The organism is Pseudomonas sp. TH10, assembly GCF_016651255.1.
Lineage (GTDB): Bacteria > Pseudomonadota > Gammaproteobacteria > Pseudomonadales > Pseudomonadaceae > Aquipseudomonas.
Map to the genome: position 1 here is coordinate 1 of NZ_JAEKEG010000139.1, position 14,101 is coordinate 14,101.

Consider the following 14,101-nt stretch of genomic DNA (forward strand, 5'->3'; position numbering starts at 1 on the left):
CCTTCGACTTCCGGGTGCCCGGCGTGGCCGATCAGGATGCATTCACGACCGTCGCGGCTGTATTTCGCCACTTCGATGTGCACCTTGGTCACCAGTGGGCAGGTGGCGTCGAACACTTTCAGGCCACGGCCGGCGGCTTCGGTACGCACGGCTTGAGAAACGCCGTGGGCACTGAAGATGACGATGACATCGTCCGGCACCTGATCCAGTTCTTCGACGAAGATCGCGCCACGACTGCGCAGGTCTTCGACGACAAACTTGTTGTGCACCACTTCATGGCGCACGTAGATCGGCGGCCCGAAGACTTCCAGAGCGCGGTTGACGATTTCGATCGCCCGGTCCACGCCGGCGCAGAAGCCACGGGGGTTGGCGAGTTTGATTTGCATGCTGTGCCTCGTGTCTTGCCCTGTAGGAGCGAGCTTGCTCGCGAAAAACGAGCAGAGCACCGCGTACATCCAGGATGTAAGCGTTATCGTTGACGACCATCGCGAGCAAGCTCGCTCCTACAGAAAGCCGATTTGTTAGTTACAGCGATACGACGCTGATGATTTCGACGTCAAAGGTCAGCGTCTTGCCTGCCAGCGGGTGGTTGAAGTCGATGGTCACTTGCGTGTCATCGAACTCTTTCACCACGCCCGGCAGCTCAGTATTGGCCGCATCGTTGAAGATCACCAGCAAACCTGGTGACAGCTCCATGTCGACGAACTGCGAGCGCGGGATGATCTGCACGTTCTGCGGGTTAGGCTGGCCGAAGGCGTTTTCCGGCTCGACGGTCAGCGTGCGCTTGTCGCCGGCCTTGAAACCGAACAGCGCCGCTTCGAAACCCGGCAGCAGGTTGCCATCGCCGACCTTGAAGGTCGCCGGGGCTTTGTCGAACGTACTGTCGACGGTGTCGCCGTTCTCCAGGCGCAATGCAAAGTGCAAAGTGACTTCCGTGTTCTGGCCGATGCGTTGCTCAGCCAATACCTGTTCAGTCATGAACGGCCTCTTCGGTTTTCTTGGTTTTGAACATATCCAGCGCCAGCATCACCGCACCCACGCTAATGGCGCTGTCGGCGAAGTTGAATGCCGGGAAGTACCAGCGGTTCTGCCAGTGCACCAGAATGAAATCGATCACATGGCCCAGGGCTATGCGGTCATACAGATTGCCCAGCGCCCCGCCCAGCACCAGCGCCAAAGCGATGGCCAGCCAGGTTTCGTTGCGTCCCAGACGCTTGAGCCACACCACCAGCACTGCACTGACCACGATAGCGATCAGGGCGAACAACCAGCGCTGCCAGCCGGAGCTGTCAGCCAGGAAGCTGAAAGCAGCGCCGGTGTTGTAGGCCAGGGTCCAGCTGAAGTAATCCGGAATGATCACGATCTGCTGGAACATTTCGAGCTTGCCTTCGAAGTAGAACTTGCTGGCCTGGTCGATGACCAGAACCAGCACGCTCAACCAAAGCCAGCTCAACCGTCCGAAACGGCCAATGGCATTAGGCATAGTGACGAACCTCGCCAGCGCCGCTGATGTTGTCGACGCAACGACCGCAGATTTCCGGATGCTCCGGGTTCACGCCGACGTCTTCGCGGCAGTGCCAGCAACGGGCGCACTTGGCGAAGGCGGACTTGACGATCTTCAGTTTCAGGCCACTGACTTCGGTGACTACCGCGTCCGCCGGGGCCTGGACAAAAGGCGCCACGCTGGCGGTCGAGGTGATCAGGACGAAGCGCAGTTCGTTGCTCAGCTTGGCCAGATCGGCGCTCAGGGCGTCTTCGGCGTACAGCGTCACTTCGGCTTGCAGGTTGCCACCGACGGCTTTGGCCGCGCGCTGGATTTCCATCTCTTTGTTGACCGCGACTTTGACCGCCATGACGCGCTCCCAGTACTCGCGGCCCAGTTCAACGTCGGCCGGCAATTCGGTCAGGCCTTCGTACCAGGTATTGAGCATGACCGATTCGTTACGCTCGCCCGGCAGGTATTCCCACAGTTCGTCGGCGGTGAAGGCGAGGATCGGCGCGATCCAGCGCACCAGCGCTTCAGAGATGTGGAACAGCGCGGTTTGCGCCGAACGGCGGGCCTTGCTGTTGGCGCCAGTGGTGTACTGACGGTCCTTGATGATGTCGAGGTAGAAACCGCCCAACTCCTGCACGCAGAAGTTGTGGATCTTCGAGTAGACGTTCCAGAAACGGTATTCGCCGTAGTGCTCTTGCAGCTCGCGTTGCAGCAGCAGGGTGCGGTCGACCGCCCAACGATCCAGCGCGAGCATTTCTTCCGCCGGCAGGATGTCGGTGGCCGGGTTGAAACCGCTCAGGTTCGAGAGCAGGAAGCGCGCGGTGTTACGGATACGCCGGTAAGCGTCCGCACTGCGTTGCAGAATCTGGTCGGAAACCGCCATCTCGCCGGAGTAGTCGGTCGACGCGACCCACAGACGCATGATGTCGGCGCCCAGGGTGTCGTTGACTTTCTGCGGCGCGATCACGTTGCCCAGCGACTTGGACATCTTGCGGCCGGCTTCGTCGACGGTGAAACCGTGCGTCAGCAGTTCGCGGTACGGCGCATGGTTGTCGATGGCGCAACCGGTCAGCAACGACGAGTGGAACCAGCCACGGTGTTGGTCGGAACCTTCCAGGTACAGGTCGGCACGCGGGCCGCTCTCGTGACCCATCGGGTGCGAACCGCGCAGGACGTGCCAGTGCGTGGTGCCCGAATCGAACCAGACGTCGAGGGTGTCGCTGATCTTGTCGTACAGCGGCGCTTCGTCGCCGAGCAGTTCGGCAGCGTCCATCTTGAACCAGGCTTCGATGCCTTCGACTTCAACGCGCTTGGCGACTTCTTCCATCAGCTCGACGGTGCGTGGGTGCAGCTCGCCGCTTTCCTTGTTCAGGAAGAACGGGATCGGCACGCCCCAGTTGCGCTGGCGGGAGATGCACCAGTCCGGACGGTTGGCGATCATCGAGTGCAGGCGCGCCTGGCCCCAGGCCGGGACGAACTTTGTTTCCTCAATGGCCTTGATCGCCCGCTTGCGCAGGGTGTCGCCGCTGGTGGGCTCTTTGTCCATACCGATGAACCACTGCGCAGTCGCGCGATAGATCAGCGGAGTCTTGTGGCGCCAGCAGTGCATGTAGCTGTGTTCGATGACGGTGGTGTGCATCAGCGCACCGACTTCGGTCAGCTTGTCGACGATGGCCGGGTTGGCCTTCCAGATGAACTGGCCGCCAAAGAATTCCAGCGACGGCACGTAAACGCCGTTGCTCTGCACCGGATTGAGAATGTCGTCGTTGACCATGCCGTATTTCTTGCAGGTCACGAAGTCGTCTACGCCGTAGGCCGGAGCGGAGTGAACCACGCCGGTGCCAGCACCCAGCTCGACGTAGTCAGCCAAGTACACCGGCGACAGACGGTCATAGAACGGGTGGCGGAAGTTGATCAGTTCCAGTTCTTTACCGGTGGTGGTCGCAATGACCGAACCTTCCAGGCTGTAGCGGGCCAGGCACGACTCGACCAGCTCTTCAGCCAGCAGCAGCAGCTTGTCGCCGACGTCGACCAGGGCGTAGTTGAATTCCGGGTGAACGTTAAGCGCCTGGTTGGCCGGGATGGTCCACGGGGTGGTGGTCCAGATCACGATAGAAGCAGGTTTGCCCAGCGACGGCAGGCCAAACGCGGCAGCCAGTTTGGCTTCATCGGCAATCGGGAACGCCACATCGATGGTCGACGACTTTTGTTCTCGTACTCGACTTCCGCTTCGGCCAGGGCCGAACCACAGTCGAAGCACCAGTTCACTGGCTTGAGGCCCTTGAACACGAAACCGCCCTTGACGATTTCCGCGAGGGCGCGGATTTCACCGGCCTCGTTCTTGAAATCCATGGTCTTGTACGGGTTGGCCCAGTCGCCCAGCACGCCGAGACGGATGAATTCGGACTTCTGCCCTTCGATCTGCTCGGTGGCGTAGGCACGGCACAGTTCACGGGTCTTGTCCGCACCGAGGTTCTTGCCGTGGGTCACTTCAACCTTGTGTTCGATCGGCAGACCGTGGCAATCCCAACCCGGAACATACGGCGCGTCGAAGCCCGACAGGGTCTTCGAGCGGATGATCATGTCCTTGAGAATCTTGTTCAGTGCGTGACCGATGTGGATCGTGCCGTTGGCATACGGAGGGCCGTCATGCAGAACGAACTTCGGACGATCCTTGCCAATCTCGCGCAACTTTCCGTACAGGCCAATACTGTCCCAGCGCTGCAGAATCTGCGGTTCGCGCTGTGGCAGGCCGGCCTTCATTGGGAAGGCGGTGTCCGGAAGGTTAAGCGTGGCTTTATAGTCGGTCATTTAAGGCTCTTCATTAGCGATGGGCGCTAGGTGCGGCTAGTGCACGGGCGGTGGCGACATCCGCATTGATCGCCGTTTTCAATGCCTCCAGGGAGGCGAAGCGCTGCTCTTCACGCAGCTTTTGGTGGAAAACCACCGTCAAACGCCGGTCATACAGATCGCCGGCAAAATCTAAAAGATGGACTTCAAGGTGGGCCTTGCCATCACCTTGTACCGTGGGCCGCACGCCGATATTGGCGACGCCGGGCCAGGTCTTGCCGTCGATGTCGACCTCCACCAGATACACCCCGGTGAACGGCACGCGACGACGCTTGAGTTGAATATTGGCAGTGGGCGTACCCAGTTGCCGGGCCAGTTTCTGGCCATGCAGCACGCGACCGGCGATCCGGTACGGGCGACCGAGCAAACGTTCGGCCAGCGCAAAATCGGCGGCAGCCAACGCGTTGCGCACCTGCGTGCTGCTGACACGAATGCCATCCAGCTCGACGGTTTGCGCGGCTTCGACGGTAAACCCGTGAATCTGCCCGGCCTGCATCAGAAAATCGAAATCACCGAGGCGGTCGCAGCCGAAGCGGAAATCGTCACCGACCTCCAGATGCTGCACGCCGAGGCCATCCACGAGGATGGTGTCAACGAATTCACTGGCGCTGAGCTTGCTCAGGCGCTGGTTGAACGCCAGGCACAAGACCCGGTCAACGCCTTCGGCGGCCAGCAGTTGCAGCTTGTCGCGCAACCGGGCCAGACGCGCCGGCGCGGTCTCGGGAGCAAAGAATTCCCGCGGCTGCGGCTCGAAAATCACCACGCAGCTGGGTACGCCCAACTCAAGCGCACGCTCACGCAGTCGGGCCAGGATAGCCTGGTGACCACGGTGAACACCGTCAAAGTTGCCAATAGTGGCGACGCAGCCCCGATGCTGGGGGCGCAAGTTGTGGAGGCCTCGAACCAGCTGCATAACGCGCTTCTTGCTCATAAAGTGGTCGATTATAACCACACCCGACGGTCGACGACAGGCAACACCGTAACGCAAAGTGATCGAGCCGACAAAACTGCCGGCCCGCGCCTGTTTATAAAGGGTAAAACCCTCAGCTCAAGGCCTTGCGATTGAAGTCGCGCAGGCGGAAACCCAGCAGTAGCAACATACCGAAATAAGCGACCACGCCCGCCGCGACCAATGCACCCAGACGCAGGAAGCGCTCAAGCATATGACCCTGATCCCACGCCGGCATGAAATGCATGCCGACCAGCAAGACCACCGACATCACCGCCACCGCCACGACCAGTTTGAATCCGAATTTGGCCCAACCCGGCTGAGGCTGATACATCTGCTGCTTGCGCAGTTGATAGAACAGCAATCCCGCGTTAATACAGGCACCGGCACTGATCGCCAAGGCGAGCCCAGCGTGAGCCAACGGGCCAATCAGCACCAGGTTGAACAACTGCGTGATGACCAGGGTAAAAATCGCGATTTTCACCGGGGTACGGATGTTTTGTTGCGCATAAAAGCCCGGCGCCAGCACCTTGATCACAATAATGCCCATTAGACCGACAGAATAGGCAATCAGCGCACGCTGAGTCATTTCAGCATCGAAGCCACTGAACTGGCCGTACTGGAACAGCGAAACGGTCAGCGGCTCGGCGAGAATCCCCAGCGCCAGCGAGCATGGCAGCACCAACACAAAGCACAGGCGCAGGCCCCAATCGAGAATTCGCGAATATTCGTGACGATCCTTGCTGGCGTAGGTTTTCGCCAGTGTCGGCAGCAGAATGGTGCCCAGCGCCACACCCAATACGCCGGACGGCAACTCCATCAAACGGTCGGCGTAATACATCCACGACACCGAGCCTGCGACCAGAAACGAAGCGAAGATGGTGTTGATGATCAGCGAAATCTGACTGACCGAGACGCCGAGAATTGCCGGCAGCATCTGCTTCATTACTCGCCAGACGCCGGTGTCACGCAGGTTCAGGCGCGGCAGCACCAGCATGCCGATCTTTTTCAGGTGCGGCAGTTGATAGAGCAGTTGCGCCAGACCACCAACCAGTACTGCCCAGCCCAGCGCCATGACCGGCGGATCGAAGTACGGCGTGAGGAACAGCGAAAACACGATCATGCTGACATTGAGCAGGGTCGGCACGAAGGCCGGCACCGAGAAACGGTTCCAGGTATTGAGGATTGCTCCAGCCAGCGATGACAGGGAGATCAGCAATATATAGGGGAAGGTCACCCGCAGCAGATCAGAGGTGAGCTGGAATTTTTCCGGCGTGTCGGTAAACCCCGGGGCCGTGGCCCAGATCACCCAGGGTGCGGCGATCATGCCCAGCGCGGTCACCACGGCCAGCACCAGCGTCAGCAAGCCCGATACATAAGCAATGAAAGTGCGCGTTGCCTCTTCGCCCTGCTGGCTTTTGTATTCGGCAAGAATCGGCACAAACGCTTGTGAGAATGCCCCTTCAGCGAAGATTCGCCGCAGCAGATTGGGCAGTTTGAAGGCGATAAAGAAGGCGTCTGTCGCCATCCCGGCGCCGAATGTGCGGGCGATAAGCGTGTCACGAACAAAACCCAGAACCCGGGAAAGCATCGTGATAGAGCTGACGGCGGCCAACGATTTGAGCAGATTCATTGAGGGAATTTGTGCCTGTCGATAAACAGCAGGCGAATTAAGCGCCTACTTATGCGATACTCCGCGCCGCAGCAGCACAGAGCCAAAGCTCGCGAGTTTACAGGTCAAGCGCCGGAAATAAATATCCCGCCTCTTTATACCTACCACTTAGCGGAACGTTTCAAGTGCCCTTGACAAGACTTCTCTTCATCGGCATGATTCGCGGCCTATTTTGTTTGCTATTTCCTAAAAAGTCTTTCGAGGAGCTCGACGGTGGCCAACTCACCTTCCGCCAAAAAACGTGCAAAACAGGCTGAGAAGCGTCGCAGCCACAACGCCAGCCTGCGTTCCATGGTTCGCACCTACATCAAGAATGTAGTTAAAGCCATCGACGCAAAAGACGCTGAAAAAGCTCAAGCTGCATACGTTCTGGCTGTGCCAGTTATCGACCGTATGGCCGATAAAGGCATCATCCACAAGAACAAGGCTGCTCGTCATAAGAGCCGTCTGAATGGCCACGTCAAAGCACTGAAAGAAGCTGCTTAATCGACGTAGTCATTAAAAAACCGACCTCAGGGTCGGTTTTTTATTGCCTGCGATTTGATGGGAGCGCAAAAAAACTGCAGAAGCGAGCTTGCTCGCGAAGGTCGTCAACTATTACGTGCGCCGCCTGAATGTTCGCGGCGCGCTCTGGTTTTTCGCGAGCAAGCTCGCCCCTACTGGGCCCACGGCAGGATCGGGATAGCCGTCACCGCATTCTGCGGACTGCCTTCGATCAAGCGATCGCTATAGACCAGATACACCAGGGTATTGCGCTTCTTGTCGAGAAAGCGCACCACCTGCATGGTCTTGAATACCAGCGAGGTGCGCTCCTTGAACACCTCATCGCCATCCTTCAACTCCCCCTTGAAGCTGATCGGCCCGACCTGACGACAGGCGATAGACGCTTCCGCGCGATCCTCCGCCAATCCCAGCCCACCCTTCACTCCGCCAGTCTTGGCGCGCGACAGATAGCAGGTCACGCCCTCGACCTTCGGGTCATCAAACGCCTCGACCACGATCCGGTCATTTGGCCCGACAAGCTTGAACACTGTCGACACTTGACCGATTTCCTCGGCCGAGGCCAGCAATGGCAGCGCCATCAACAAACCCAACAATCCTTTTGCTACGCGCATCGAGTTTTCCTTAAACCAGAATCAGATTGTCACGGTGAACCAGCTCAGGCTCAGCCATGTAACCCAGCAAACCGACAATCGCTTCCGACGACTGACCGATGATTTTTTGTGCTTCCAGCGCGCTGTAGTTGGCCAGGCCCCGGGCGATCTCACGACCATCCGGCGCCACGCAAACCACCATCTCACCACGACGGAAACTGCCTTGCACCAGCTTCACACCCACCGGCAGCAAGCTCTTGTTACCTTGAGACAGCGCCGACACCGCACCATCGTCCAGCACCAGCGTGCCGCGCGTTTGCAGATGCCCGGCCAGCCATTGCTTGCGCGCCGCGAGCATGCCGCGCTCAGGCGACAGCAGCGTGCCAATGCGCTCGCCCGCCTTCAGACGATCCAGCACGCGCTCGATACGCCCGCCAACAATAATGGTGTGAGCACCAGAGCGCGCAGCCAGCCGTGCGGCACGCAACTTGGTCTGCATGCCGCCACGCCCCAGCGCACCGCCCGTACCGCCCGCCACCGCATCCAGACTCGGATCATCGGCACGCGCTTCGTAAATCAGTTGCGCATCCGGATTGTTGCGCGGATCAGCGTCGAACATGCCGTCGCGATCGGTAAGGATCACCAACAGATCAGCCTCCACCAGGTTGGCCACCAACGCGGCCAGCGTGTCGTTGTCACCGAAACGGATTTCGTCAGTGACCACGGTGTCGTTTTCGTTGATCACCGGGATGACTTTAAGCTCGACCAACGCGCGCAAGGTGCTGCGGGCATTGAGGTAGCGCTTGCGATCGGACAGGTCGTCGTGAGTCAGGAGAATCTGCGCCGTGTGGCGGCCATGCTCGGCGAAGCTTGATTCCCACGCCTGCACCAACCCCATCTGGCCAATCGCTGCAGCCGCCTGAAGCTCGTGCATCGCACTGGGTCGTGCAGTCCAGCCCAAGCGGCTCATGCCGGCCGCCACCGCCCCGGAGGACACCAGCACCAACTCGACGCCAGCCTCATGCAAGGCCACCATCTGTTCGACCCAGACACTCATTGCCGCGCGATCCAGCCCTTTGCCATCAGCTGTCAGCAAAGCGCTGCCGATCTTCACGACCCAACGCTGCGCACCTGTCACCTTGCTCCGCATCATCTTCAACCTTAGCTTGAGGACAGCGCGACCTGGCACTGCCCGTGACGTTAATCGTGGCTATTGCTGACCAACGATCGATTTCCAGATACTAAAACGCCGCTCGATTGAGCGGCGTTCAAGTTTATCGCAACGGATCAGTCACGCACGTAAATGATTTCCGGACCGTCTTCGTCATCCACATCTTCTTCGTCCCAATCATCGTCGCCGATGTCATGGACCGACTTCACGCCGCTACGACGCAGGGCACGCTTGTCATCCAGCGCCTGCAATTGCGCGCGAGCTTCGTCTTCGATGCGCTGATCGAGATCGGCCAGCTCTTCTTTGTAAGCCGGGTCATTGGCCAGACGATCAGTACGATCTTCCATGTAACGCATGATGTCGTGGCACAGACGCTCGGTACCGATCTTGGCGATGGCCGAGATCACGTAGACCGGACCGGTCCACTCCAGGCGATCAACGATTTCCTTGACGCGCTCTTCGTGCTCTTCTTCAAGGATCTGGTCGCACTTGTTCAGCACCAGCCAGCGATCACGCTCAGCCAGGGACGGGCTGAACTTGATCAGTTCGTTGACGATCACTTCCGCGGCATCCGGTGCACTGGTGTCATCCAGCGGCGCCATGTCGACGAGGTGCAGCAACAGACGCGTACGCGCCAAGTGCTTGAGGAAGCGGATACCCAGGCCGGCACCGTCGGAAGCACCTTCGATCAGACCCGGAATGTCGGCGACGACGAAGCTCTTCCAGCGATCGACACTGACCACACCGAGGTTTGGCACCAGCGTGGTGAACGGGTAGTCGGCAACTTTCGGCTTGGCGGCCGAGACCGAACGGATGAAGGTACTTTTACCGGCGTTCGGCAAGCCCAGCAGGCCCACGTCAGCCAGTACTTTCATTTCCAGTTTCAGGTCACGCTGCTCACCCGGCTTACCCGGTGTGGTCTGGCGTGGCGCACGGTTGGTACTGGATTTGAAACGGGTGTTACCCAGACCGTGCCAACCGCCCTGCACGACCATCAACTTCTGACCGGCTTTGGTCAGGTCGCCGATAACTTCCTGAGTCGCCGAGTCGATCACGGTCGTGCCGACCGGAACGCGCAGGATCAGGTCTTCACCTTTCTTGCCGGTGCAGTCGGTGCTGCCGCCGTTGGAGCCACGCTCGGCATCGAAGTGCCGGGTGTAACGGTAGTCCACCAGGGTGTTGAGGTTTTCGTCAGCCATCATGTAGATGGAACCGCCGTCACCACCATCACCGCCGTTCGGGCCACCGTTCTCGATGAATTTTTCCCGACGGAAACTCATGGCACCGTTGCCGCCATCACCAGCTTTTACGCGAATCGATACTTCATCAACAAACTTCATAACCAACGCCTCTCGCCATACGGACGAGCCGAAAAACAATCAAGACATAAGACTCTTGCAAAAATGAGCGCAGCGACCCCAAAACACGACCTGCATCGCACGCCGACAGCCCATACAAACAGTTTTGCAAGAGACTCACCCCACAAACGAAAAAGCCCCGTCGCAAGACAGGGCTCTTCCAGCGATTGCGCAATTAAGCTGCGACAACGCTCACGTAACGGCGGTTGAACGCGCCTTTTACTTCAAACTTGATCACGCCTTCGATTTTAGCGAAGAGGGTGTGATCTTTACCCATGCCAACACCGTAACCGGCGTGGAATTGGGTGCCGCGCTGACGCACGATGATGTTGCCCGGAATGATTTTCTGGCCGCCATACATCTTGACGCCAAGGCGTTTGGCTTCTGAGTCGCGACCGTTACGGGTACTACCACCAGCTTTTTTGTGTGCCATGAGTTCAATTCTCCTAGTGAGGAATTAGGCTGAAATTAAGCCTGAATACCGGTGATTTTGATCTCGGTGTACCACTGGCGGTGGCCCATACGCTTCATGTGGTGCTTACGACGACGGAACTTGATGATGCGGACTTTATCGTGACGACCTTGGGAGATCACTTCAGCCACAACAGTAGCGCCAGCAACAACTGGAGCGCCGATGTTTACGTCGTCGCCATTGGCAACCAACAGAACGCGATCAAAGGTAACGGATTCGCCGGTAGCGATTTCCAGTTTTTCGATCTTCAGGTATTCACCTGGGGCGACTTTGTACTGCTTGCCGCCAGTAACGATTACTGCATAAGACATGGTATTTCTCCGATAATCCTGCTCACCCAGCTCTTTATAAGAAGAGGTATTGGCTGGCATGGCTGCATGGGGCTGGAAGGCCCGCTTGCAATTGCGTAAGGCAGGTGCTGCCCAGGAAGTTCAGGGTGCGCGATTGTACGCAAGGCGCCGCAGGCTTGCAAGTAGCCGTCCATCGCGCCTTGACAGGTCCGGATGGGGGTCCTAGCATGCCGCGCAACCCTTCTGGAGCGACTCTCGCTGATGCAACCCCAAGCTTTCTACCGCGCGGTGGCGGACGATTTTAGCGCCGTCGACGGCATCATCAAGAAGCAGCTGACTTCCCGAGTACCGCTGGTATCGAAAATCGGCGATTACATCACCTCGGCCGGCGGCAAGCGTCTGCGTCCTTTATTAGTGTTGCTGTGTGGCAAAGCCCTGGGTCGCGAAGGCGACGACATGCGCCTTTTGGCCGCCACCATCGAATTCCTGCACACCGCGACTTTGCTGCATGACGACGTCGTCGACATGTCCGGCATGCGCCGTGGCCGCTCGACCGCCAACGCCATGTGGGGCAACGCGCCGAGCGTGCTGGTCGGCGATTTCCTGTATTCCCGCTCCTTCGAAATGATGGTCGAACTGGGCTCGATGCCGGTGATGAAGATCCTGTCCCAGGCCACGCGCATCATCGCTGAAGGCGAAGTGTTGCAACTGTCCAAGGTTCGCGATGCCAGCACCACCGAAGAAACCTACATGGAAGTCATCCGCGGCAAAACCGCGATGCTCTTCGAGGCTTCGACCCACAGCGCCGCCGCACTGGCCGGCGCCACTGCCGAGCAGAGCGAAGCGCTGCGTACTTTCGGTGATCACCTGGGCGTGGCGTTCCAACTGGTCGACGATCTGCTCGACTATAAGGGCGACGCTGAAACCCTGGGCAAGAACGTCGGTGACGATCTGGCCGAAGGCAAGCCGACCCTGCCGCTGATCTATACCATGCGCGAAGGTACGCCGGAACAGGCGGCCCTGGTGCGCAGGGCGATCCAGAAAGGCGGTATCGAAGACCTGGAAAGCATCCGCGAAGCAGTGGAGGCCTCGGGCTCGCTGGAATACACAGCGCAACTGGCACGGGACTACGTAGCCCGCGCGATCAAATGCCTCGAGGCGCTGCCAGCCAGCGAATACCGCGATGCATTGGTTGAGCTGAGCGAGTTTGCAGTAGCCCGCACGCATTAAACGCAAACGCAAAATCAAAGATCGCAGCCTTCGGCAGCTCCTGCAGGTGTACACAAAACCCTGTAGGAGCTACCGAAGGCTGCGATCTTTTGCCGTGACACCCTCTTCGAACAAAACCCTATATAATGTGCGACTTTTAGCGATCCTCAATCCAAGGAGCCTTAGTGAGCACGTTGCCACCCTGCCCGAAATGCAATTCCGAATACACCTACGAAGACGGCGCACAGCTGATCTGCCCTGAGTGCGCCCACGAGTGGTCGACTGGCGGCGAAACCGAAGTGGCGGCCGATGACACCGTGAAGAAAGATTCGGTCGGCAACGTACTGCAGGACGGCGATACCATCACCGTAATCAAGGACCTCAAGGTCAAGGGCACTTCGCTGGTGGTTAAGGTCGGCACCAAGGTCAAGAACATACGCCTGTGCGATGGCGACCACGATATCGATTGCAAAATCGACGGCATTGGCCCGATGAAACTCAAATCCGAGTTCGTCAGAAAAGTCTGATCCTGCTGTAGCCCATCCTGCGCTCTGCGCCGGATGGCGCCCCTCCCCGCGATGGCCAGGCGCCAGCCGTATTGACCTTACGCAATCTTTACCCGGAAAAAAGCGCAAACCGCCAATAGGCCCTTGCTATTTGATTAATAAGAATTATTCTCATTGAACCCCAAATCAATGGAAATGAGACTGATGACTTATTTGATCGATGCCTGGCTTGACCGTCCACACCCTTACCTCAGAATCCTCCATCGGGAAACCGGCGAGGTCTGTGCGGTGCTTGAAGAAGAAGCCTTGCATGAACTGCAGGATCAGGGGGATCTGGACGTCAGCAGCCTGAATTCCAGCGAGCCGCTGGTGCTCAAGGAGCTGGTGCGCAATCTGTTTCTGTTCTGCTATGCCCGGGCCTTGCGCCCGACCAATGAACTGCATCACAAGATAGAACTATGACCTGTACGATAAAACTGTGGGAGCCAGCCTGCTGGCGATGGTGTCAACTCGGTCTTGAACAAAACCCGGTCGCTCCATCGCCAGCAGGCTGGCTCCCACATTAGCCTGTCACAGGGACAGGCATAGGCTTACAGAACGTCGAGCAGCTCGACGTCGAATACCAGAACGCTGTGCGGCGGGATGCTGCCAACGCCTTGAGCGCCGTAAGCCAGTTCGCTCGGCACGTACAGACGCCATTTGCTGCCGGCGTTCATCAGTTGCAGGGCTTCGGTCCAGCCAGCGATCACGCCGCCAACCGGAAATTCTGCAGGCTGGCCGCGCTCGTAGGAGCTGTCGAACACAGTGCCGTCGATCAAGGTGCCGTGGTAGTGAGTACGCACCTGGTCTTCACGGGTTGGCTTGGCGCCTTCGCCCTGGGTCAACACTTCGTACTGCAGGCCGGAAGCCAGAGTGGTGATGCCGTCACGCTTGGCGTTTTCAGCCAGGAAAGCCAGGCCTTCGCCTGCTGCAGCTTCAGCCTTGGCAGCGGCTTCGGCTTGCATGATTTCGCGAATGACCTTGAAGCTGGCGGAC

At 58.7% G+C, this 14,101-nt stretch carries 14 protein-coding genes and 2 pseudogenes; 4 read left to right on the forward strand and 12 right to left on the reverse strand.

Annotated elements, in window-relative coordinates:
• The 6 genes and pseudogenes from ispH to murJ all read right to left on the reverse strand — a co-directional run.
• A pseudogene (gene ispH, locus JFT80_RS19715) lies at positions 1 to 386 on the reverse strand (4-hydroxy-3-methylbut-2-enyl diphosphate reductase); the annotation flags it as partial.
• 139 nt (positions 387 to 525) lie between these two features.
• Entirely contained in the window at positions 526 to 978 is a 453-nt protein-coding gene (gene fkpB, locus JFT80_RS19720; RefSeq protein WP_374091381.1) for an FKBP-type peptidyl-prolyl cis-trans isomerase, read from the reverse strand.
• Positions 971 to 1,483, reverse strand: coding sequence for a signal peptidase II (lspA, locus tag JFT80_RS19725; RefSeq protein WP_201149004.1), 513 nt, complete (start codon positions 1,481 to 1,483; stop codon positions 971 to 973). The genes fkpB and lspA overlap by 8 nt, the downstream gene beginning before the upstream one ends.
• A pseudogene (gene ileS / locus JFT80_RS19730) lies at positions 1,476 to 4,306 on the reverse strand (isoleucine--tRNA ligase). The gene lspA and the pseudogene ileS overlap by 8 nt, the downstream one beginning before the upstream one ends.
• Positions 4,307 to 4,319: 13 nt before the next feature.
• Entirely contained in the window at positions 4,320 to 5,258 is a 939-nt protein-coding gene (ribF, locus tag JFT80_RS19735; protein WP_201149005.1) for a bifunctional riboflavin kinase/FAD synthetase, read from the reverse strand.
• A 130-nt stretch (positions 5,259 to 5,388) separates the two neighbouring features.
• Entirely contained in the window at positions 5,389 to 6,927 is a 1,539-nt protein-coding gene (gene murJ / locus JFT80_RS19740; protein WP_201149006.1) for a murein biosynthesis integral membrane protein MurJ, read from the reverse strand.
• A 252-nt stretch (positions 6,928 to 7,179) separates the two neighbouring features.
• Here murJ and rpsT point away from each other — a divergent pair, with 252 nt between their 5' ends.
• Positions 7,180 to 7,452: a 30S ribosomal protein S20 gene (gene rpsT / locus JFT80_RS19745; protein WP_003228351.1), complete on the forward strand. Its 273-nt coding sequence runs from the start codon at positions 7,180 to 7,182 to the stop codon at positions 7,450 to 7,452.
• Positions 7,453 to 7,622: 170 nt separating this feature from the next.
• Here the strand turns inward: rpsT and JFT80_RS19750 are convergent, their stop codons facing one another.
• From JFT80_RS19750 to rplU, 5 genes are all read right to left on the reverse strand, one after another.
• Complete coding sequence (locus tag JFT80_RS19750; RefSeq protein ID WP_201149007.1) at positions 7,623 to 8,081, reverse strand: CreA family protein; 459 nt, start codon at positions 8,079 to 8,081, stop codon at positions 7,623 to 7,625.
• A 10-nt stretch (positions 8,082 to 8,091) separates the two neighbouring features.
• Positions 8,092 to 9,210 (reverse strand): glutamate 5-kinase, encoded by a 1,119-nt coding sequence (gene proB / locus JFT80_RS19755; protein WP_201149012.1) that lies wholly within the window; start codon positions 9,208 to 9,210, stop codon positions 8,092 to 8,094.
• A 137-nt stretch (positions 9,211 to 9,347) separates the two neighbouring features.
• Positions 9,348 to 10,571, reverse strand: a complete 1,224-nt coding sequence (gene cgtA / locus JFT80_RS19760) for an Obg family GTPase CgtA (protein ID WP_201149008.1) — start codon at positions 10,569 to 10,571, stop codon at positions 9,348 to 9,350.
• Between the two features lie 193 nt (positions 10,572 to 10,764).
• Positions 10,765 to 11,022 carry a 50S ribosomal protein L27 gene (rpmA, locus tag JFT80_RS19765; RefSeq protein ID WP_003176049.1) on the reverse strand — a complete coding sequence of 86 codons (258 nt, stop codon included), beginning with the start codon at positions 11,020 to 11,022 and terminating at the stop codon, positions 10,765 to 10,767.
• Between the two features lie 35 nt (positions 11,023 to 11,057).
• On the reverse strand, positions 11,058 to 11,372 hold the full coding sequence (gene rplU / locus JFT80_RS19770; protein WP_003176051.1) for a 50S ribosomal protein L21: 315 nt from the start codon (positions 11,370 to 11,372) through the stop codon (positions 11,058 to 11,060).
• 240 nt (positions 11,373 to 11,612) lie between these two features.
• Here rplU and JFT80_RS19775 point away from each other — a divergent pair, with 240 nt between their 5' ends.
• The 3 genes from JFT80_RS19775 (at position 11,613) to JFT80_RS19785 (ending at position 13,528) form a co-directional block, all read left to right on the forward strand.
• Positions 11,613 to 12,581 (forward strand): polyprenyl synthetase family protein, encoded by a 969-nt coding sequence (locus JFT80_RS19775; protein WP_201149009.1) that lies wholly within the window; start codon positions 11,613 to 11,615, stop codon positions 12,579 to 12,581.
• A gap of 164 nt (positions 12,582 to 12,745) precedes the next feature.
• Entirely contained in the window at positions 12,746 to 13,087 is a 342-nt protein-coding gene (locus JFT80_RS19780; RefSeq protein WP_122838995.1) for a zinc ribbon domain-containing protein YjdM, read from the forward strand.
• Positions 13,088 to 13,270: 183 nt separating this feature from the next.
• Positions 13,271 to 13,528 carry a hypothetical protein gene (locus JFT80_RS19785; RefSeq protein WP_150602192.1) on the forward strand — a complete coding sequence of 86 codons (258 nt, stop codon included), beginning with the start codon at positions 13,271 to 13,273 and terminating at the stop codon, positions 13,526 to 13,528.
• A 128-nt stretch (positions 13,529 to 13,656) separates the two neighbouring features.
• On the opposite strand, the gene JFT80_RS19790 is transcribed toward JFT80_RS19785, so the two are convergent.
• On the reverse strand, positions 13,657 to 14,101 hold a 445-nt coding region (locus tag JFT80_RS19790), incomplete at its 5' end, for an FKBP-type peptidyl-prolyl cis-trans isomerase (RefSeq protein ID WP_201149010.1).